Origin of the sequence: Enterobacter cloacae complex sp. 372C4 (assembly GCF_050030615.1) — a bacterium.
Taxonomy (GTDB): Bacteria; Pseudomonadota; Gammaproteobacteria; order Enterobacterales; family Enterobacteriaceae; genus Enterobacter; species Enterobacter intestinihominis.
The window spans coordinates 4358045-4378148 of the sequence record NZ_JBLGUQ010000001.1 but is presented as its reverse complement, the minus strand read 5'-3'; the positions used below and the strand labels follow the sequence as shown (position 1 = coordinate 4378148).

Annotated in this window: 18 protein-coding genes; 11 read left to right on the top strand and 7 right to left on the bottom strand. The window is 57.7% G+C overall.

The genetic code is table 11. From position 1 onward, the window contains the following. Positions 1-6: 6 nt before the first annotated feature. Genes ACQG11_RS21205 through ACQG11_RS21175 form a run of 7 tightly spaced genes read right to left on the bottom strand, consistent with a single transcriptional unit; the run spans position 7 to position 6835 of the window. On the bottom strand, positions 7-933 hold the full coding sequence (locus ACQG11_RS21205; RefSeq protein ID WP_426728766.1) for an oligopeptide/dipeptide ABC transporter ATP-binding protein: 927 nt from the start codon (positions 931-933) through the stop codon (positions 7-9). Beyond that, the gene (locus ACQG11_RS21200) at positions 926-1912 is read right to left on the bottom strand and encodes an ABC transporter ATP-binding protein (RefSeq protein ID WP_038416090.1); all 987 of its coding nucleotides are present in this window, start codon (positions 1910-1912) and stop codon (positions 926-928) included. The genes ACQG11_RS21205 and ACQG11_RS21200 overlap by 8 nt, the downstream gene beginning before the upstream one ends. Further along, positions 1909-2805: a D,D-dipeptide ABC transporter permease gene (ddpC, locus tag ACQG11_RS21195; RefSeq protein WP_426728765.1), complete on the bottom strand. Its 897-nt coding sequence runs from the start codon at positions 2803-2805 to the stop codon at positions 1909-1911. The genes ACQG11_RS21200 and ddpC overlap by 4 nt, the downstream gene beginning before the upstream one ends. After that, positions 2802-3824, bottom strand: coding sequence for an ABC transporter permease (locus tag ACQG11_RS21190; RefSeq protein WP_003857077.1), 1023 nt, complete (start codon positions 3822-3824; stop codon positions 2802-2804). Before ACQG11_RS21190 ends, ddpC begins: the two co-directional genes overlap by 4 nt. A 23-nt stretch (positions 3825-3847) precedes the next feature. Continuing rightward, positions 3848-5380: an ABC transporter substrate-binding protein gene (locus ACQG11_RS21185; RefSeq protein ID WP_426728764.1), complete on the bottom strand. Its 1533-nt coding sequence runs from the start codon at positions 5378-5380 to the stop codon at positions 3848-3850. A 15-nt stretch (positions 5381-5395) separates the two neighbouring features. Next, entirely contained in the window at positions 5396-5968 is a 573-nt protein-coding gene (gene ddpX, locus ACQG11_RS21180; RefSeq protein ID WP_023306242.1) for a D-alanyl-D-alanine dipeptidase, read from the bottom strand. A gap of 12 nt (positions 5969-5980) precedes the next feature. Continuing rightward, complete coding sequence (locus tag ACQG11_RS21175; RefSeq protein ID WP_063137767.1) at positions 5981-6835, bottom strand: MurR/RpiR family transcriptional regulator; 855 nt, start codon at positions 6833-6835, stop codon at positions 5981-5983. 267 nt (positions 6836-7102) lie between these two features. On the opposite strand from ACQG11_RS21175, the gene ACQG11_RS21170 reads away from it, so the two are divergent. The 11 genes from ACQG11_RS21170 to dsbG all read left to right on the top strand — a co-directional run bounded on the left by ACQG11_RS21170 (position 7103) and on the right by dsbG (position 20072). Next, positions 7103-8599 (top strand): alpha/beta hydrolase, encoded by a 1497-nt coding sequence (locus ACQG11_RS21170; protein ID WP_048966627.1) that lies wholly within the window; start codon positions 7103-7105, stop codon positions 8597-8599. A gap of 66 nt (positions 8600-8665) precedes the next feature. Then, the gene (locus ACQG11_RS21165) at positions 8666-9877 is read left to right on the top strand and encodes a diguanylate phosphodiesterase (RefSeq protein WP_426728763.1); all 1212 of its coding nucleotides are present in this window, start codon (positions 8666-8668) and stop codon (positions 9875-9877) included. An 88-nt stretch (positions 9878-9965) separates the two neighbouring features. Then, positions 9966-10862 carry an aminoimidazole riboside kinase gene (locus tag ACQG11_RS21160; protein ID WP_426728762.1) on the top strand — a complete coding sequence of 299 codons (897 nt, stop codon included), beginning with the start codon at positions 9966-9968 and terminating at the stop codon, positions 10860-10862. Positions 10863-11033: 171 nt separating this feature from the next. Next, on the top strand, positions 11034-12551 hold the full coding sequence (locus tag ACQG11_RS21155) for a carbohydrate porin (RefSeq protein WP_426728761.1): 1518 nt from the start codon (positions 11034-11036) through the stop codon (positions 12549-12551). Between the two features lie 66 nt (positions 12552-12617). Beyond that, positions 12618-13988 (top strand): sucrose-specific PTS transporter subunit IIBC, encoded by a 1371-nt coding sequence (locus tag ACQG11_RS21150; protein WP_063147302.1) that lies wholly within the window; start codon positions 12618-12620, stop codon positions 13986-13988. Continuing rightward, complete coding sequence (locus tag ACQG11_RS21145; protein ID WP_426728760.1) at positions 13988-15394, top strand: sucrose-6-phosphate hydrolase; 1407 nt, start codon at positions 13988-13990, stop codon at positions 15392-15394. Before ACQG11_RS21150 ends, ACQG11_RS21145 begins: the two co-directional genes overlap by 1 nt. A gap of 27 nt (positions 15395-15421) precedes the next feature. Then, positions 15422-16438: a LacI family DNA-binding transcriptional regulator gene (locus ACQG11_RS21140; RefSeq protein WP_426728759.1), complete on the top strand. Its 1017-nt coding sequence runs from the start codon at positions 15422-15424 to the stop codon at positions 16436-16438. Positions 16439-16533: 95 nt separating this feature from the next. Beyond that, the gene (locus ACQG11_RS21135; RefSeq protein WP_426728758.1) at positions 16534-18084 is read left to right on the top strand and encodes a methyl-accepting chemotaxis protein; all 1551 of its coding nucleotides are present in this window, start codon (positions 16534-16536) and stop codon (positions 18082-18084) included. A gap of 193 nt (positions 18085-18277) precedes the next feature. Continuing rightward, on the top strand, positions 18278-18691 hold the full coding sequence (locus ACQG11_RS21130) for a hypothetical protein (protein ID WP_045622692.1): 414 nt from the start codon (positions 18278-18280) through the stop codon (positions 18689-18691). Positions 18692-18696: 5 nt separating this feature from the next. After that, positions 18697-19254, top strand: a complete 558-nt coding sequence (locus ACQG11_RS21125; RefSeq protein WP_179954854.1) for an RNA polymerase sigma factor — start codon at positions 18697-18699, stop codon at positions 19252-19254. A gap of 41 nt (positions 19255-19295) precedes the next feature. Then, the gene (gene dsbG, locus ACQG11_RS21120) at positions 19296-20072 is read left to right on the top strand and encodes a thiol:disulfide interchange protein DsbG (RefSeq protein WP_022648169.1); all 777 of its coding nucleotides are present in this window, start codon (positions 19296-19298) and stop codon (positions 20070-20072) included. The last annotated feature ends 32 nt before the right edge of the window (positions 20073-20104 follow it).

The following is a 20104-nucleotide window of genomic DNA, read 5'->3' as shown; positions in this document are numbered from 1 at the left end:
TCATTTTTAACGGTTACGCCAGCAGCGCACGCTTCGGCTTGCGGAAGAGGGCTGGAGTTGTTGCGGCTGTTCACATCCCTGCGTCGCCAGCGAACAGCGGTCGCGGAAAGAGCACCCAACGGGCAGGTGGCGATTACCGGGAAGATCGGTTTTTCGCAACGCAAGATCCTCATCCAGCGGTTCTCCGGTCCGGGGAACGGAGTCAAGCAGCAGCTGCGTATACGGATGGCGCGGCTGACCCAGCACCTGGTCCGTCGGCCCCAGTTCCACGATTTGCCCCAGATACATTACCGCCACCCGGTCGCTCATGTGCCGGACCACCGAGACGTTGTGCGAGATCAGCACGTAGGTCAGATTTCGCTGCTGTTGCAGGGCAACCAGCAAATTGAGGATCTGTGCCTGGACGGAAATATCCAGCGCGCTGGTGGGTTCATCCAGCACGATGATGTCCGGATCCGAAGAGAGCGCCCGGGCGATAGCGATGCGCTGGCGCTGTCCGCCCGAAAACGCATGCGGCAGGCGGTCAAGATATTCCGCTCGAATCCCAACCTGCTGCGCCAGCGTTTCAGCCAACTGACGACGCTCCCGTTCGCTGCGACGTTGCTGTATCCACACCGGCTCGGTGATGGTGCGCCAGACGGGTAAACGCGGATCGAGGGACGAGAGCGGGTCCTGAAATACCATCTGCATACCACCCGCCGCATTCGCGCGCTGACAGGCACCGGTACTCGGTTTGAGCATGCCCATCAGCAGCTGCGCCAGCGTGCTCTTTCCACAGCCGGATTCCCCCACAACGCCCAGCGTTTCGCCGCGATGGATCCGGAGATCCATGCCGTTAAGGGCGTGTACCTGTTCCGTCACGCGCCCCAGCCAGTTTTTGCGCGCAGGAAAATTCACATGCACGCTATCCAGTTCCAGCAGTACCTCAGACATGGCGTCTCTCCTGTTGTGGGTACCAGCAGGCAGCCTGCTGGCCTTCTGCGCCCGTGGAAATTAAGCGCGGCGTTTCGCTGCATTTCGCCCCGGCAGCAAAACAGCGTTCGCGAAAAGCACATCCGCGCGGGAGGTGGCTGAGGTTAGGTACCGTGCCGGGAATGGCCGGGAGGATCTCGCGCGGTTTACCATTTTCCGGGGCACACCGCAGCAGGCCAATCGAATAGGGGTGCACAGGATGGTGGATCAAGGTCTGCGTGCTGCCGCTTTCGATCACGCTGCCCGCGTACATAACGTACATCCGGTCACAAAGCTGCGACACCACCGCCATATCGTGACTGATAAACAGCACCGACGTTCCGCTGGCGCGCGCTTTATGTTTCAGCAGACGCAGCACCTGAAGCTGGACGGTCACATCCAGCGCGGTAGTGGGTTCATCAGCGATGATCAGCTCCGGCTCGCAGGAGAAGGCAAGGGCGATCATGACCCGCTGGCGCATACCGCCGGAAAGCTCAAACGGATAGCGATCCATTACCTGCGCCGCATCCGGGATTTGCATCTCGCCCAGCAGGGTGATCGCCTTCTGCTGCGCGTCGCGGCGGGAAAGCGACTGATGCTGGCGGATCACCTCCACCATCTGCCTGCCAATACGGCGCGTGGGGTTAAGCGCCGTCATCGGCTCCTGAAAAATCATCGCCACCCTGGCGCCGCGCCACTGACGAAGCTGTTTTTCCGACGCGTTCAGCACATCTTCCCCGAGCAGCGTGACACGGCCATGGTGAACATGGTAACTGCCTTCCGGCAGCAGGCGCATCGCCAGCATCGCGGTGACCGATTTTCCCGAACCGGATTCGCCCACCACGCCGACAATTTCACCCCGGCCAATCTCCAGCGAGACGTGGTTGAGCGCGTGGACGTCACCGCGAAAAATGGGGAAGCTCAGGTGCAAATCTTCAATCGATAATACGGAATCACTCATGACTGCTTCCCTCCTGATTTGGGATCCAGCAGGTCGCGAAGACCATCGCCAAACAGATTAAAGCCAACCGCCGTGATCAGAATTGCCGCCCCCGGAAACGCGCAGTACCACCACTGGTCAAGCACGTAGTTACGCCCCACGGCCACCATTGCCCCCCATTCGGCGGTCGGCTGCTGCGCGCCTAATCCAATAAAGCCCAGCGTGGCGGCCATCAGAATGGCGCTGCCGATATCCAGCGACGCTTGTACGATCAGCGGCGGCAGGGCGTTACGCAGGATATGCCAGCTGATCAGGTGCCAGCGCGATGCGCCAAAGGTGCGGGCGGCCAGCACGTAGGTGAACTGGCGCACCACCAGCGTTTGCCCGCGTGCCAGCCGCACGTAAAACGGAATGCGTACAATCGCAACCGCCAGCATCGCGTTAAACAGGCTTGGGCCGAGCGCGGCGGCCAGGGCCATCGTCAGCACCAGCGAGGGGATGGAGAGCATAATGTCCATGATGCGCATAATGATGGCGTCGCCGCGCCCGCCAAGTACGCCGGACAAACAGCCGAGCAGCGAACCGATGCCGCCCGCAATCACCACCACCGCCAGCCCCGCTGTGATGGACTGCTGGCTGCCCACCAGCACGCGGCTGAACAGATCCCGGCCCACCTCATCAGTGCCAAACCAGTGCTGGGCTGACGGTGCCTGCAAGCGCGCGGTCAGATCCAGCGCGTTCGGATCGTGCGGGACTATCCACGGCGAGACCACCATCATCAGCAGCATCACGATCATAATGACCCCGCCGATCAGCGTGAGCGGGCTTTTGCGTAACATCCAGAACAGCTTTGCCCAGTTGATGCGCTGTTTAGCGGTGCTGACGGGGACGGGCGTTTCCTGAGTTAACATCATTCGGCACCTCCGCGCCCGATTCGCGGGTCGATCCACAGGTACAGCAGATCCACCACCAGATTAACGAAGACATAGGCCAGCGATACCACGACCGCGAAGCCCATGACGGCGGGGAAGTCCAGCGCCTGAATGGAGGTCACCACCCAGGCCCCCATTCCCGGCCAGGCAAACACGGTTTCGGTAAGCACCGCCCCGTACAGCAGATCGCCCAGCGCCAGCCCGAGCACGGTAATGGAGGGGATCATGGCGTTGGGTAAGGCGTAGCGCAGGACGATGTACCAGCCCGGCAACCCGCTCGCGCGGGCGGTACGAATATAATCCTCGCTCAGTTGCTCCAGCATCGCGGAACGTACCTGACGCGCCACAATACCCAGATGCACGAAGGCCAGGGTCAGGGAGGGTAAAATCAGGTGCTGCAGGGCGTTGAAAAACACCTCGCCGTTGCCTTCCAGCAGAGCGTCCAGCAGATAAAAACCGGTAACGTGGGCGGGCGGATCGAGCCAGTCGTCCAGCCTGCCGCCGCCGGGCAGAATTTGCAGTTGACCGTAGAACAGAACGATAACTCCCAGTCCCAGCCAGAAGGCAGGCGTCGAGATGCCCGTCATCGCCATCAGTCGCACCAGGTGATCCAGCCAGCGGTTACGGTACACCGCCGATAAAATGCCCAGCGGCACGCCAATCACCAGCGCCAGCAGCAGGGAGCAAAAGGCAAGCTCCAGCGTGGCGGGGAAAAAAGCTTTTAAATCTTCCGCAACGGGGCGACCGGTGCGAATAGACGTGCCCAGATCGCCATGTGCCAGCGCCTCAACGTAGCGGCCAAACTGAATATAGAGTGGTTGATCCAGCCCCAGTTGCTGGCGGATGCCCTGCACGATTTCATCGCTGGCGCGATCACCGGCCAGCAGGCGGGCCGGATCGCCGGGGATCAGGTGTGAAATAATAAAAGTAATAATACAGACACCGGCCACCACCAGGATTAACCCCCAGCAGCGCTGGCGCACAATGCTCCAGAACGTCATACACTTCCCCCCGGCGTGGGCCGTTACTTACTCATGGTGGCGATGTTAAAGACCTGCTCAAGCATCGGATTAAAGGTGAAGCCTTTGACCTCTTTGTTCATCGCCAGCTGGTAGTTCTTCTGGAACAGATAAACGTAAGCCGCCTCGTCAATCACCACTTTCTGCGCCTGCTGATAATCTTTGGTGCGTTCCGCCTGATCGGTGGTTTTCAGTGCCGCCTGCAACAGCGCATCGACCTCTTTGTTCACATAGAATGAGCGGTTCCCCGGCAGCCCTTTTTTGTCCGATTCGAACCAGTAGTTCATGAACATGTACGGGTCAGCGAAGTCCGGGCTCCAGTTACCAATCGCAATGTCATAATCACCTTTGCCGACGCGGTCGCGCATGGTGGCGTTCGCCAGTTTCTCGAGCTTGACGTTAATCCCCAGCTTGCCCAGGCTCGCCTGCGTGGAGAGGGCGATAGGCTCCCAGTTCGGGTCGTTATCGGAATAGAGGAAAGTCAGGCTGGCAGGTTTATCTTTGACTTTCTCCAGCGCCGCTTTGGCTTTGGCCTCGTCAAAGCTGTACTGCATGGCGTTCGCATCGAAGCCCCACATGCCCTCCGGGATCGGGCCGCGCATCTGCTTGCCGTTCCCGCTGAGAATGCCTTTCACCATCCCCTGGTAATCGGTCGCCCAGGAGACCGCGCGGCGCAAATCCACCTGATTCATTGGAGGCTTACTGTTGTTCAGATAGAGGTAGGTCACCCGCAGGGACGGGTATTCCACCACGGCCACTTTGCCTTCCTGCTTCAGAGCAGCAAGCTGATCCACCGGCAGGGCGTCGGCGATATCCAGATCGCCACGGGAAAGTTGCAGGCGACGCGAGGCGCTTTCACCGATAATCTTCACCGAGACGCGCTTAAAGTGCGGCTTTTCACCTGGCCAGTGTGGGTTGGGCACCATCACCAGCTGTTGACCTTTCCGCCAGCTTTTCAGCATAAACGGTCCGGAACCCGCGGTGTTTTGCGCCAGGAAACCGCGTGCGTCGTCGGCGGCATTGGCCTTCAGCACCGCCGGGTTGACGATCGACGCGCCGTCATTGGCCAGCGTGTAGAGGAACGGGGCAAACGGCTGGCTGAGGGTGAATTTCACCGTATGCTCATCCACCGCGTCCACTTTCAAATCTTTCGGGAACGCTTCGGAAGGTCCCTGGTTGATTTTAAGCAGACGTTCAATCGACAGCTTGACCGCTTCGGCGGTCACCGGCGTGCCGTCGGAGAATTTTGCATTATCTGCCAGGGTGAACGTCCACACTTTCTGGTCGTCTGACGCCTTCCAGCCCGTCGACAGATCGCCTTCCACCTCCGTGGTGCCAGGCTTGTATTTCACCAGACGCTGGTACGAGGGGTAGGTCACCGTCCAGTCGTTGTTATCGATAGTGACCGCCGGATCCAGCGTTTGCGGATCGGCAGCTTTCCCTATCACCAGCATATCTTTTGGCACCGCCGCCAGAGCGGGAAGGGTGCTCAGGGCGAGCGTAGCGGCAATCAGGGTAGTAAGCAGCGTTGTTTTCATGGCCGGGCTCCAGAATTACAGTGAGTGTGTGATCGGATAACAGGCGAACTGGTCATCTAACAGCGGATAGCTGGCGGCGTTCGGCAGCTCGAAATGCCACCATTCGCTGCTGATGCCCACAAAACCGCCGCCGTACATAACGGCGTTCAGGAGCAGACGATTTCGCTGCGCCTCGGGCGGAACGGAAGGGTGCCAGGCGTGAGAACGGTCGTGCATTTCGTCAAACCCGGCGCCCATATCCAGCACGTTGTCGTGTTCATCCATCAGCGTAACGTCAATGGCAGTGCCCCGGCTGTGGTTCGAGCCAATCGCGACATCCACCACGTATTCCGGATTGGGGCAGGCATCCCAGAGTTGCGCCTGTGCCTGTTGCGGGCGATAGGCGTCGTAGACCACCAGCTTCAAACCGGCCAGCGCGGCGATACTGATCGATTTCGCCAGCGCGGTGGCGGCATCCGTGTGCAGCAGGCACGCGGCGTGCTGATAGATCGGGCGGCCGGTAATGTTATCGGCGGTCGCGTATTTCAGATCGATATGCAGCGTGGGAAAAGTTTTCGCCACATCAATCAGTTGACTCTCTTCAGGCATAGCTCCGCTCCTTTAGCGTTCAAATTGACCAAATTCTTGTTGTAGTTGTCGGTTGATTGCCAGACGTTCCGGCAGCGCATCTCCCAGCGCCTCCACGACGCCCGACAGCAGCAGGTTGAACAGACAGCTCACCGGCGCCAGCGAGTCCCAGAAATGGCCGGTATCGGTCTTCACCTGGAGTAAATCAATCGGGTAATCCCGCGCCCACGGGCACCAGATATCGGTGATCAGCGCCATCGCCAGGCCTTTTTCGCTCGCCACGCGGCAGTACTGGCGGGCAATGGCGGAGTAGGCGCGGGTATCGGTCAGCACGATATACGGGTTAGCAAAGCCGGAGTTAAGCGACTCCACCCAGCTACCGGAGAGCCCTTCGGAATAGCTTACCCGCGGGCGCAGATACTCCAGATGGCTGAAGAACGCGTTGGCGATCCCGCGCGTGGACTGGATCCCCAGCACGAAGACGGCGTCGGCATGGGAAAGTTGCTGGACCACCTGCCTGAACGTTTCGCTTTGCGCCAGCTGGTAGACATGGGCAATGGCGTCCACCTCCAGTGACAGGGAGTGCTGAAGGCGATCCGACAGCGGCTGTTGCTGTTTCCAGGAGTCCAGACGCTCGTTAATGCCCCAGGGCTGATGGGGATCGCGCAGGCTTTTTTTGGCGTCATCAAGGTTGCGATAGCCCAGCTTGCGCAGAAAGCGTCCGACGGTGATCCCGCTGGTGGCCGTGGCCAGCGCCACGCTCTCAGCCGTTTCAAAAGGGATCTGCCCGACGTGCGCCAGCATCCAGCTTGCCACCCGCTTTTCGCTCGGGGTGAGCTGGCTGAAGGTCGCTTCGATACGGCTCAACACCTCTGGTTTGGTCGTCATACCGCCTCGCTGTTAACTGGCTGTCAAAGGCCGGGTTTCTGTTATCAGATTAACAATGCAGGACGCGTGCCATGTTCACATTGCGGCGAAAACGCGCTGTGCAGCAAAGTTAATGCAATATTTGTTTAACAGATGCTCAACATTTGTGCAGCGTAGTTCACTTTTGGTGCAGTGTCCGGCCTGAGCGGTATCTATTTGGTGAATACGACAGCCTCTTCACATTTTTTGGTAAGATGAAAGCTCTGTGGATAAGAGAGGGAGCCTTACATGGCGAATTTGCCCTGGCGGGTCAGCGTGCGCCTGATGGCTCTCGCAAAAAAAATAGCGATGGTCATCGGGATCATTGTGCTCGTTCTGCTGGCGGTGCGGGTTTATCTTTCGCAGCAGGGGCCGGCCCTGCATCACTGGCATACATGGCGGGCTGACGAAATGTCCGTGCAGGAGATGGATAACGCGACCTTCGCAGCCTATGTCGCGCGGGAAAACGCCATCTTCACCGCTCTTGATGCTGAGGTGACGGCGAAAGTCACCCCCGCAGAGCGCACGCCGCTGAACCGCTATTACCGTCAGAGCCTGGTGTGGCCAGGACACTTTACTCCGGATGCAAACCGGTCGTTTGTGCTGATGCCTGCCGGAAAGCCGCGCGGGGCGGTAGTGTTGTTGCACGGTTTGACGGATTCGCCCTACAGCGTCAGGCGTCTGGCCGTGAATTATCAAAAGCACGGCTTTGTGGCCGTAGTGCCTCGTTTGCCCGGACACGGCACGGCGCCGGGCGCGTTGACAGACGTTGACTGGGAGGCGTGGCTGGCAGCTACGCGCCTTGCGGTTCGTGAAGCAACACGCCTGACAGGGAACGATCTCCCCCTGCACCTGGCGGGCTATTCCAACGGCGGTGCGCTGGCGATGAAATACGCCCTCGACGCCCTTGATGCGCCTGAACTGCGTAAACCTCAGCAGATCGTTTTGCTCTCACCGATGATTGGCGTCACGGCGTTTGCGCGCTTTGCCGGATTCGCCGGGCTACCGGCTATGTTACCGGCGTTTGCCAAAGCCGCGTGGCTCAACATTTCGCCGGAATATAATCCTTATAAATACAATTCGTTCCCGGTGAATGCGGCACGTCAGTCCTGGCTGCTTACCCGGGCGCTGCATGAGCAGATAAACCGCGATGTTCATGATCACAAACTAACGCAGCTCCCGCCGGTACTGGCGTTTCAGTCGGTCATGGATTCAACGGTCAGTACCCGCGCCGTAGTCAGCGGGCTGTTTGACCAGCTTCCGGCAAATGGCAGCGAACTGGTGGTATTTGACATCAATCAGGCCGGGAGTTTCCGTCCACTGTTCAGGCCATCATCCTGGACGGCGGTGGCTGACCTGCTGCCCGAGGCGAAAAGACGTTACAGTGTCACAATCGTGACCAATGCCAGCCCTGACAGGTTTGATATGGTGGCAAAGACAACGCCTGCGGGCAGCACCCGGGAAACGGTGACGCCGCTGTCGGTCTCGTATCCGCAGGAGGTTTATTCCCTGTCGCATATTGCCATTCCGTTCCCGCCTGAAGACGATCTGTATGGCCGCCATCCTGAGGTGAAAAACCGCTATGGAATCAGTCTCGGGACGATAGCCCTGTGGGGAGAAACCTCAGTTCTGAGCGTCGGTAAAGATGCGTTAATGCGCGTAACGTCGAATCCTTTCTACGACTATATGCAGACGCGGATCGACAGCCGTCTCGGGGAGAATCAACCCCGAAGTGGAATAGACTAGGCCACCCCAGGGAACTATGTTAAACAGTACCGTTCAGGCGTATACCCCATACCGGACCCCGTTTCTGTGCTGACAACTCTCATTTATCGAAGCCAGCTGAGCTTAACCTGCACCTCCGCAGCGTTAAGCGCGCTGGTTGAAAAGGCCAGGATCCGTAATACGGAGCAGGGCATCTCAGGCATTCTTCTCTCCCGTGGACGTGACGTTCTGCAAATTCTCGAAGGCACGGAACAGAGCGTCGTCGCGCTTTTTAACACCATCCGTGCGGATGACCGGCATACCGGCGTGGTGGAGCTGATGCGCGATTACGGCCCGCGCAGACGTTTCGAAGACGTGGGAATGCTGCTGTTTGACCTGGATGTTCAGACCCCGAAAGCGGTTCTGGCGTCGGTTCTGCATTACAGCAAGCTGGAAAGCTACCTGACTTCTGAGGATCGGGTCTTCAAATTTATTCAGACCTTTATCGCCGGCAAAACCGCTATCCCACCCGCTTTGGACTATGAGCCTGATAAATGGACGCTTTCGCGAGAGCGCGCGCCGTTTGGTAAAGGGTTAGGTCTGCTGGCGGGACAGCCCTGCCAGTTTGCGCTGCAACCCATTGTTGAGCCGTCCGAAGGCAAAATCAGTTCTCTCGAAGCGCTTATACGCGGAAACGACGGCGGCAGCCCGGAGCATTTTTTCCGTAGTCTCGATCGTGAAAAGATATACGAAGTCGATCTGCATACCAAAGCCTGGACCTTTGCGCTGGCGCAAAAGCTGGGCATCGGCAGCCACAAACTGGCGGTGAACCTGCTGCCAATGTCGCTGGTTAACGTGCCGGGTGCGGTAGAGTTCCTGGTAACGCAGATCAAAAAGCACGGTCTACAGCCAGAGCAGGTGGTCATTGAAGTCACTGAGAACGAGATGATATCCGGCTTTAACCAGTTTAACAGCGCCATTAAACAGCTGCGAGCGGAAGGGGTTGGGCTGGCAATAGATGATTTTGGTTCCGGCTATGCCGGTCTGTCGCTGCTCACCCGGTTCCAGCCGGATAAGCTCAAAATCGACAGAGAGATCGTCAGCGATATTCACCAGAGCGGACCCAAGCAGGCGATTGTGAAGTCGATAATCAGCTGCTGCACCGATCTGGAGATTACGCTGGTCGCAGAAGGTATTGAGAAGGTAGAAGAGTGGTGCTGGCTTGAATCCGCCGGTATTCGCCGCTTCCAGGGCTTTTTGTTCGCCCGCCCGCAGCTCAATGGCGTGGGTGATATCCACTGGCCCCAACGGGTAGGTTAAGCAAATTGTCCCTCGCCATATTTCCCCTACACCCTGCCTGTGCTTAAATAGCTAAACCGGTTTAACATTATTTAGCTAAGAAGGTGATATGGAGACGATCTGGGTACTTGGCGATGCAGTGGTGGATCTGTTGCCCGACGGAGAGGGCAAACTGCTGCAATGTCCTGGCGGCGCACCGGCCAACGTCGCGGTAGGGGTAGCGCGTCTGGGAGGCAGAAGCGCCTTTATAGGCCGGGTGGGCGACGACCCCTTCGGGCGTTTTATGCAAAAAACGCTTGCGGATGAGCAGGTTAATACAGAATGGCTGCGCCTGGACCCGCGGCATCGCACCTCCACGGTGGTGGTGGATCTCGATGACGACGGGGAACGTTCATTTACCTTTATGGTTCGCCCGAGTGCTGATCTGTTCCTCGACGCCGCCGATCTCCCGCCATTCCGCGCCGGGGAGTGGCTGCACGTCTGCTCTATCGCGCTTAGCGCCGAACCCAGCCGTTCCGCGACGTTTCAGGCGATGGCCGCTATCAGACAGGCGGGGGGATTCGTCAGCTTTGACCCCAATATCCGCGCCGATCTCTGGTACGATGAAGTCGAGCTGCGCCAGTGCCTTGAGCGGGCATTAGCCTGTGCAGATGTGGTGAAAATCTCGGTGGAAGAGCTGGCGTTCTTGACCGGAAATGCGCAGGTCCATGAGGGGCTGGCGGAGCTAATGCGCACCTGTCCGGCCAGGCTGGTGCTGGTGACGCAGGGAAAAGAGGGCGTGACCGCCTGGCAGGGAGGCGCGTTGACGCACTATCCTGCATCACCCGTGGAATGCATTGATACCACCGGTGCGGGGGATGCTTTCGTCGCCGGGCTGCTGTTCGGTCTGGCATGTCATGGCCAGGCCCGTCTCTCAGAGGTCATCACGTTAGCGCAGCGCTGCGGAGCGCTGGCGACAACCGCAAAAGGGGCAATGACCGCGCTGCCTTATCATCACGAACTGTAATTCACCTCTCCAGGCCTCCGGTCGGGGGCCTGAATTGTCGCCTCGATCACACTTACTAAAACGGTTTAGCAAAAAACGTTGCCGATTCAAAATTCAACGGTTTAGTATCACTCACCTAAACCGGTTTAGCAATTTAGCACTTTTACCGATAGTTATTAGGGATGCGACAAAATGTATAAAAAACGCAGACTTGCCGTGATGATAGGCATGCTGGCCGGCAGTACCTCTGTTTTTGCCCAGATGGATATGACCCGTATCGAAGCGCGCCTGGCAGCGCTGGAGCAGCGTTTGCAGGAGGCGGAAACCCGTGCGCAGGTTGCTGAAAAACGCGCCACGGCAGCGGAACAGAAAACGCAGCAACTGGTGGCTGCGCAGCAGGAAGCGCAAACCTCCACACAGGCGGTGGCGCAACGTACCACGGCGCTGGAAGAGAAAGCCGATCGGACAGGCGGTTTTGAGTTTCACGGTTACGCCCGTTCCGGCCTGCTGATGAACGACGCGGCCTCCAGCAGCAAAAGCGGCCCTTATCTGACGCCCGCCGGGGAAACGGGCGGGGCCATCGGGCGTCTGGGGAACGAAGCGGATACCTACGTTGAGCTGAATGTTGAGCACAAACAGACGCTGGAGAATGGTGCGACGACGCGCTTTAAGGCGATGCTGGCCGACGGTCAGAAAACCTATAACGACTGGTCGGCAGACAGCAGCGACCTGAACATTCGTCAGGCCTTTGCCGAGCTGGGCAATTTGCCGGACGTTACCGGTGCGCTGAAAGGCAGCACCTTCTGGGCGGGTAAGCGTTTTGACCGCGACAACTTCGACATTCACTGGCTGGATTCCGACGTGGTATTTCTCGCCGGGACCGGCGGCGGCGTCTACGACGTGAAGTGGAACGATACGCTGCGCAGTAACTTCTCCCTTTATGGCCGTAATTTCGGCAGCGAAGAGGAGATCGACAACAACGTCCAGAACTACATCTTAAGCATGAACCACTTCGCCGGGCCGGTGCAGTTGATGGTCAGCGGCTTACGGGCAAAAGATAATGACGACCGTAAGGACAGCAACGGCGATCTGATTAAAACCGATGCGGCGAATAACGGGGTGCATGCGTTGGTGGGTCTGCATAACGAGAGCTTCTACGGCCTGCGGGAAGGTTCCGCCAAAACGGCGCTGCTTTACGGCCACGGTCTGGGGGCCGAGGTGAAAAGCATTGGTGCAGACGGCGCATTGCTGTCAGAAGCCGATACCTGGCGTTTTGCAAGTTACGGTGTCACGCCGCTGGGCGGTGGCTGGCACATTGCGCCCGCCGTACTGGCGCAAAGCAGTAAGGACCGCTACGTGAAGGGCGACAGCTACGAGTGGGTCACACTCAATACGCGTCTGATCAAAGAGGTGACCCAGAATTTCGCCCTCGCGTTCGAGGGCAGCTATCAATACATGGATTTAAACCCGGAAGGCTACAAGGATCGCAATGCGGTTAACGGTAGCTTCTACAAGCTGACCTTTGCCCCGACGTTAAAGGCGGGCAAGATTGGCGATTTCTTCAGCCGTCCGGAGCTGCGCCTGTTCGCCACCTGGATGGACTGGAGCAGCAAGCTGGATAACTACGCCAGCGATGACGCCTTTGGCAGCAGCGGCTTCAATGCGGGTGGGGAATGGAACTTTGGGGTGCAGATGGAAACCTGGTTTTAACCCTTCACGCTCCCGCATTGCGGGGGCGTTTCGAACATCATAAAAAGAGGTCAGGAAGAGGTATCTATGGATTTTAATCATATTGCGCGCGAGCTGATTCCGCTGCTCGGTGGCAAAGAGAACATTGCCAGCGCGGCACATTGCGCCACGCGCCTTCGTCTGGTGCTGGTCGATGATGCGCTTGCCGACCAGCAGGCTATCGGCAAGGTTGAAGGCGTGAAAGGCTGTTTTCGAAATGCCGGGCAGATGCAGGTGATCTTCGGCACAGGGGTGGTGAATAAGGTTTACACCGCGTTTATTCAGGCGGCAGGGATTAGCGAGTCCAGTAAATCGGAAGCGGCGGATATTGCAGCCCGCAAGCTGAACCCGTTCCAGCGCATCGCGCGTCTGCTCTCCAACATCTTCGTGCCGATTATTCCGGCGATCGTGGCCTCGGGTCTGCTGATGGGCCTGCTCGGGATGGTTAAAACCTACGGCTGGGTTAATCCGGATAACGCGCTCTATATCATGCTGGATATGTGCAGCTCGGCGGCGTTTATTATTCTGCCGATCCTGATTGGCTTCACCGGCGCGCGGGAGTTTGGCGGCAACCCGTATCTGGGCGCAACGCTCGGCGGCATCCTGACTCATCCGGCGCTGACCAACGCCTGGGGCGTAGCGTCCGGCTTCCACACCATGAACTTCTTCGGTCTTGAAATCGCCATGATTGGCTATCAGGGAACCGTCTTCCCGGTACTGCTGGCGGTGTGGTTTATGAGCATTGTGGAAAAACAGCTTCGCCGGGCGATCCCGGATGCGTTAGATCTGATCCTGACGCCGTTCCTGACCGTCATTATCTCCGGCTTTATCGCGCTGTTGATTATTGGCCCGGCGGGACGCGCGCTGGGCGACGGGATCTCCTTTATTCTTAGCACCCTGATTGCCCACGCGGGCTGGCTGGCCGGGCTGTTGTTTGGTGGGCTCTATTCGGTGATTGTCATTACCGGCATTCACCACAGCTTCCACGCTATTGAGGCCGGACTGCTGGGTAACCCGTCGATTGGCGTGAACTTCCTGCTGCCGATCTGGGCGATGGCGAACGTGGCGCAGGGCGGGGCATGTCTGGCGGTGTGGTTCAAAACCCGTGATGCCAAAATCAAAGCCATTACCTTACCGTCGGCGTTTTCCGCGATGCTGGGCATCACCGAAGCGGCAATTTTTGGCATCAACCTGCGTTTCGTGAAACCGTTTATCGCGGCGCTGATCGGTGGCGCAGCGGGCGGTGCCTGGGTAGTGTCGGTGCATGTCTACATGACCGCCGTTGGGCTGACGGCGCTTCCCGGTATGGCGATCGTTCAGGCCAGCTCGCTGCTCAACTATATTATCGGCATGGTGATTGCCTTTGGCGTGGCGTTCACCGTCTCTCTGCTGCTGAAATATAAAACGGACTCTGAATAATGACCTTACCTTCCCGCTGGCCTGCCGTGTTGCAGGCCGTTATGCAAGGCCAGCCGCGTGCGCTGGCGGACAGCCACTATCCGCAGTGGCATCCCGCACCGGTGACAGGGCTGATGAACGATCCGAACGGCTTTATCTGGTTTGCCGGACGTTACCATCTGTTTTATCAGTGGAACCCGCTGGGCTGTGAACATCGCTACAAGTGCTGGGGGCACTGGAGCTCAGCAGATCTGGTGCACTGGCAGCACGAGCCAATGGCGCTGATGCCTGACGAAGAGTATGACCGCAATGGCTGTTACTCCGGCAGCGCCGTGGATAACAACGGCGTGCTGACCCTGTGCTATACCGGCAACGTTAAGTTTGACGATGGCGGCCGCACCGCCTGGCAGTGTCTGGCGGTGCAAAATGACGACGGCACGTTTGCCAAACTGGGACCGGTGTTGCCCCTGCCGGACGGGTATACCGGGCACGTCCGCGACCCGAAAGTGTGGCGCCATGACGGGCAGTGGTACATGGTGCTCGGGGCGCAGGATCAGCATAAGCGCGGCAAGGTGCTGCTGTTTACGTCAGCCGATTTGCACACCTGGGCGTCCTGCGGCGAAATCGCCGGTCACGGCGTCAATGGACTCACGGACGCGGGCTATATGTGGGAGTGCCCGGATCTGTTTGCGCTTGATGGCACACACGTCTTAATCTGCTGCCCACAGGGGCTGGCGCGCGAACCGCATCGCTATCTCAACACCTATCCGGCCGTCTGGATGAGTGGGGCATTTGATTATCAAACGCCTGCATTTGCGCACGGCGAATTGCATGAGCTTGATGCCGGTTTCGAATTTTACGCGCCGCAAACCACGGTGGCAGAAGACGGCCGCCGCATCCTCATCGGCTGGATGGGCGTGCCGGACGGCGAAGAGATGCTCCAGCCTACACGGGTGCACGGCTGGATCCACCAGATGACCTGTCCGCGCGAGCTGCGCTACCGCGACGGTAAGCTCTGGCAAACGCCGGTCCGTGAGCTGGAAACGCTGCGCGAGGATGAACATCACTGGCAGGGACGCGCCAGCGATGCCCCGGTGCTGAAGGGAACCCGTCTTGAGTTCGAACTGAGCGCATCGTGCGTAAACGTGGATTTTGCCGGCGCGTTGCGGCTGATTGTGGATGATGCGGGGATCCGTCTGGAACGCGCCAGCCTGGAAACCGGAGAGACGTTGACCCGCTACTGGCAGGGCTCTGTTCATCATTTACGCGTGCTGTGTGACCGTTCCAGCGTCGAAATTTTCATCAATCACGGTGAAGGCGTCATGAGCAGCCGCTATTTTCCTGACCATCCGGCCCAGGTTCGCTTCGAAGGTGCGTCCGACATCACATTACGCTACTGGTCGCTGCGCAGCTGCATGATAGAATAGGGTTTTGGCAGCCGGATCTAAGTCGTTGTGAGAAAAACAAAACGCGTCACCATTAAAGATATCGCGGAGCTGGCGGGGGTATCAAAAGCCACCGCCAGTCTGGTTCTGAACGGCCGCAGCAAAGAGCTTCGGGTGGCGGAGGAGACACGCGAGCGTGTGCTGGCGATTGCCAAAGAACATCATTATCAGCCCAGTATTCACGCCCGTTCGCTGCGGGACAACCGCAGCCACACCATTGGTCTGGTGGTGCCGGAAATCACCAACTACGGGTTTGCCGTTTTTTCTCATGAGCTGGAGACCCTCTGCCGCGAGGCGGGTGTTCAGCTGCTGATCTCCTGTAGCGATGAAAATCCGGGCCAGGAGACGGTGGTGGTCAATAACATGGTGGCCCGCCAGGTGGACGGGCTGATTGTCGCCTCCAGCATGCTCAACGACGCGGATTATCAAAAGCTGAGCGAGCAGTTGCCCGTTGTGCTCTTTGACCGTCATATGAACGACAGTTCTCTGCCGCTGGTCCTCACCGATTCAATTACCCCGACCGCCACGCTGGTGGCCGACATTGCGCGCCAGCATCCGGATGAGTTCTACTTCCTCGGCGGCCAGCCGCGGCTTTCCCCGACGCGTGACCGTCTGGAAGGGTTTAAGCAGGGGCTGCGTGACGCTGGCGTCGAGCTACGTCCGGAGTGGATTATTCATGGTAATTACCATCCGAGCTCCGGCTACGAAATGTTTGCCGAACTTTGCGCGCGCCTGGGCCGCCCGCCAAAAGCCCTTTTTACCGCCGCCTGCGGTCTGCTGGAAGGGGTGTTGCGCTATATGGGGCAACATAATCTGCTGCAAAGCGATATGCGTCTGGCCAGCTTTGACGATCACTATCTCTATGATTCTCTGATCATTCCTGTCGATACCGTTCGTCAGGATAACCGTCAGCTCGCCTGGCACTGCTTTGATCTGATTGGCAAACTGATTGAAGGGGAAACGCCGGAGCCGATCCAGCGTAAACTGGATGCCACACTGCAACTGCGGTACAAGGCCGTGGAGTGACAGGGTAACGTCTGACGGATATATCAATAACTTTAATTAATTAAAGATCGGATTCAGCCGATAACCAAAGGGAAATTATATCCCTGAGGTGTGTTATGTCGTTGAAAAAATCATCCCTGATTATCCTGTTTTCCCTGCTTTTCTTCTTTGTGGCCAGCACCATCACCAGCGTTGGGCTCATCATTAAAAGTAATACTTCGCTGGATAATGTGAACAAAGAAATTCAGGTGGTCCTGTCCATTATTGATCCCATTAACCATAGCCGAACCCTGCGCGTCAGGGTTATGGAGTATGTAAAAATGGTGGAAGCGGGGGACTCCACCGACTCGTCTGCGAAACTGGCCTCGGTTAAAGAGGCGCTGACCAAAGCCGATAGTGCATTTTCGGCGTTTATGACCTCGCCGCGTTTGCAGGACGAAGCCCCGCTGGTCACTGCCTACCAGCAGGCGTGGCAAAACTACCGTAACCAGGGACTGGCACCGCTGATTGCCGCTGCCGCCGCTCACGATGTGTCGCGGTTCAACGCTCTTATTCCCGTGGTGTCTCAACTCGATCGCCAATATGAAATTGTGCTCGATCAGGTTCTCTCCGTTCACCAGAAGTACGCCAAAACGCTGAACGAGGATGCGAGCCATAATTTTGTGTCGGGTCTGGTTATTATCGCCTGCATTGCGGTGCTGTTCGTGGTGGTGATCCTCGTCGTCAGCCTGCTGATGAAACGCGTGGTCTTTGCGCCAGTGAACCTGGCGCGCGAGCACTGTCGACAGATTGCGGCCGGGAAGCTGGACGTACCGGTACCGATCAAGCGTGATTCCGGGAATGAAATCGATCACCTGATGTCCTCGATGGAGCAGATGCGCCAGGCGCTGCTCTCCACCATTTCTCAGGTGCGCGATGCCAGCCACACCGTAACGCATGCGGCGCAGGAAATTGCTTCCGGCAATATCGACCTGGCCTCCCGTACCGAGCAACAGGCTTCTGCCCTGACCCAGACGGCCGCCAGCATGGAAGAGCTGAGCGCGACGGTGGCGAATAACACCGATAACGTGTTCCAGGCCGGTAAGCTGGTGCAGGATGCCGTGAAAAATGCCCATACCGGTGAAGCGGTAACCCGTGAAGTCATCGAAACGATGAATACTATCGCGTCCAACTCGAAGCGTATTGAGGACATCACCAGTGTCATCAACAGTATTGCTTTCCAGACTAATATTCTGGCGCTGAACGCGGCCGTTGAAGCGGCGCGTGCCGGTACACAGGGGCGAGGATTTGCCGTGGTGGCAAGTGAAGTGCGCACCCTGGCCCAGAAAAGCGCGGTGGCGGCGAAGGATATCGAAAGCCTTATCGCCCAGTCTGTTTCCAGCGTGAAAAACGGTGCGGAACTGGTGAATCGTTCGGGAGAGGTGATTGATTCTATTATCAGCTCTGTGAATAAAGTGCATACGCTGATGGAACAGATTTCGGTTGCCTCAGAAGAGCAGAGCCGTGGAATTGGTCAGGTTGGGCAGGCCGTAACGGAGATGGACGGTGTGACCCAGCAGAACGCGGCGCTGGTGCAGCAATCCGCCGCAGCCGCGGCCTCGCTGGAGGAGCAGGCGCAGCAGCTGTCGCAGAGTATTTCGAGTTTTCGTCTGCCGGCAATTGCGTGATTAAATGAGGAAGGCTCCTGTTGGAGCCTTTTTTTAATGTCTGCATGCAGCCGCTGCACAATCTCCTTCAGCCATTACTGTTATCCGTACAAAGCCGCTATCACATAAATTTTATCTTTCCCCGGCAATATTTCTGTTCCTCATCCGTCTACCTCATCAGAGACCATAATCATTCAACATAAACGAGGTACACATGAGAAATTTTGATATGCACGGAAAAGGTCACGGACGTGGTTTGGGCCGCCATCGTATGTACAAGGGCATCGTGATAGGCGCAGTCTTGTTCGTGGTGCTTGGCCTGCTGGTCATGTCCCTCTGGAACGCGTTGCTCCCGGCCATCCTGGGGGTTAAAGCCATTGGCTTCTGGCAGGCGCTGGGGATCCTGCTGCTGAGCCGCATTCTTTTCGGTGGGCTGGGTTTTCGTCCAGGCATGTTCGGTGCACACCGCCGTATGCACGCACAATGGATGAATATGACCCCCGAACAACGTGAAGCCTTCATTCAGCAGCGTCGGGCGGGATTTGGGCGTCATGGTCATTGCCGGTGGCACGATGACCGGGATGAGAAGCGAGATGATAACGCTGCGAAAGCGCCGGAAGCCGAGTGAGCGATATGAAAGCCGGTGAGGCGGGGGAATCATTACTGATCTCGGCACTCAATGCCTGCCGCGCACGGCTAAAAGCCTTCATTCGCGGACGGACTGCGGTTCGTGATGATGTCGATGATATTCTTCAGGAAGTGACCTGGCAGTTGATGAAAGTGGAACAACCGGTGGAGAACGTCGCCGCCTGGCTGTTTCGCGCCGCGCGGAATGAGATGATCGACCGGGCGCGAAAAAAGCATGAGGTTTCACTGCCGGGGTACCTGACGGCAGATGACGAGGACTTTCCGGAGCTGGAGATTGCAGAAACGTTATTCGGCGTACCGCAAACCCCGGAGGAGGAGTATCTCAACATCCTGCTGTGGGAAGAGTTGGGGCAAGCCCTGTCGGAACTGCCGCCACCACAGCGCGAGGTGTTTGAAAAAACGGAATTTGAAGGATACACCATGAAGGCGCTGGCGGAGGAAACGGGCGACAGCGTGCAGGCGTTATTATCCCGCAAACACAAAGCTGTGCGATTTTTGCGTAGTCGCCTCAAGGATATTTATGAAGCGTTGACAGGGCAATAAAGTTCGACCACTCTGAAAAACAATATCTTAGAGGGGTCGTTATGCTTCAACTGTTAGCAAAGAAAAAGATGCTGTTACTCTCTGCTCTGCTGTTTTCAGGGCTGGTCAGGGCAGAGGAGTCGCTTCCGGATGTGGTAAAGCACTTCAGTGAGCAGCAGGATATCAAAATCATTAAGAAAATTGATGCCCCCGGCGGCGCGCCAGCGTGGCTGGGGCAGTATCAGGACATGGGCGTGACGCTCTTTCTGACCCCTGACGGAAAGCACGTGGTGTCTGGCTATCTGTATGATGAGAAGGGAACCAACCTCAGCGAGGCCTTTTTCCAGAAAGAGATCTACGCCCCGATGGGCCGCGAGATGTGGAAAAAGCTCAATGCGGCGCATCCGCTGAAAGAGGGCGCGGAGAGCGCCCCGCGCAAAGTCTTTGTTTTTGCCGACCCGTTCTGCCCGTACTGCAAGCAGTTCTGGGCTGAAGCGCAGCCGTGGGTGAAGGCCGGCAAGGTCCAGCTCAACACGCTGCTGGTTGCGTTTCTTAACCCGAACAGCGGGCGTAACGCCTCCGCGATCCTGAATGCCAAAGATCCGGTGTCGGCCTGGAAAGAGTACGAGCTGTCCGGCGGTAAAAAGCTGCCTAAACCTGAAGGGGCGGCTTCACGGGAAACCGTTGAGATCCTGCAAAATCACCAGACGCTTATGGACAGTCTCGGCGCAAATGCCACACCGGCTATTTATTACCTGAATGAGCAAAACGAACTGCAGCAGGTCGTGGGCATGCCAGACGCAAAACAGCTTGAGGCGATGTTCGGGCCGAAGCCGTAAAAAAAGGCAGAAACAGGACGTTTCTGCCTTTT

What these genes read in the sequence shown, in the direction of transcription:
- ddpX (WP_023306242.1), bottom strand. Translation starts at nt 5,968, where the DNA reads ATGCCTGAAGAGAGTCAACTGATTGATGTGGCGAAAACTTTTCCCACG.
- ACQG11_RS21175 (WP_063137767.1), bottom strand. Translation starts at nt 6,835, where the DNA reads ATGACGACCAAACCAGAGGTGTTGAGCCGTATCGAAGCGACCTTCAGC.
- ACQG11_RS21170 (WP_048966627.1), top strand. Translation starts at nt 7,103, where the DNA reads ATGGCGAATTTGCCCTGGCGGGTCAGCGTGCGCCTGATGGCTCTCGCA.
- ACQG11_RS21145 (WP_426728760.1), top strand. Translation starts at nt 13,988, where the DNA reads ATGACCTTACCTTCCCGCTGGCCTGCCGTGTTGCAGGCCGTTATGCAA.
- ACQG11_RS21160 (WP_426728762.1), top strand. Translation starts at nt 9,966, where the DNA reads ATGGAGACGATCTGGGTACTTGGCGATGCAGTGGTGGATCTGTTGCCC.
- ACQG11_RS21135 (WP_426728758.1), top strand. Translation starts at nt 16,534, where the DNA reads ATGTCGTTGAAAAAATCATCCCTGATTATCCTGTTTTCCCTGCTTTTC.
- ACQG11_RS21190 (WP_003857077.1), bottom strand. Translation starts at nt 3,824, where the DNA reads ATGACGTTCTGGAGCATTGTGCGCCAGCGCTGCTGGGGGTTAATCCTG.
- ddpC (WP_426728765.1), bottom strand. Translation starts at nt 2,805, where the DNA reads ATGATGTTAACTCAGGAAACGCCCGTCCCCGTCAGCACCGCTAAACAG.
- dsbG (WP_022648169.1), top strand. Translation starts at nt 19,296, where the DNA reads ATGCTTCAACTGTTAGCAAAGAAAAAGATGCTGTTACTCTCTGCTCTG.
- ACQG11_RS21125 (WP_179954854.1), top strand. Translation starts at nt 18,697, where the DNA reads ATGAAAGCCGGTGAGGCGGGGGAATCATTACTGATCTCGGCACTCAAT.
- ACQG11_RS21130 (WP_045622692.1), top strand. Translation starts at nt 18,278, where the DNA reads ATGAGAAATTTTGATATGCACGGAAAAGGTCACGGACGTGGTTTGGGC.
- ACQG11_RS21205 (WP_426728766.1), bottom strand. Translation starts at nt 933, where the DNA reads ATGTCTGAGGTACTGCTGGAACTGGATAGCGTGCATGTGAATTTTCCT.
- ACQG11_RS21155 (WP_426728761.1), top strand. Translation starts at nt 11,034, where the DNA reads ATGTATAAAAAACGCAGACTTGCCGTGATGATAGGCATGCTGGCCGGC.
- ACQG11_RS21150 (WP_063147302.1), top strand. Translation starts at nt 12,618, where the DNA reads ATGGATTTTAATCATATTGCGCGCGAGCTGATTCCGCTGCTCGGTGGC.
- ACQG11_RS21185 (WP_426728764.1), bottom strand. Translation starts at nt 5,380, where the DNA reads ATGAAAACAACGCTGCTTACTACCCTGATTGCCGCTACGCTCGCCCTG.
- ACQG11_RS21200 (WP_038416090.1), bottom strand. Translation starts at nt 1,912, where the DNA reads ATGAGTGATTCCGTATTATCGATTGAAGATTTGCACCTGAGCTTCCCC.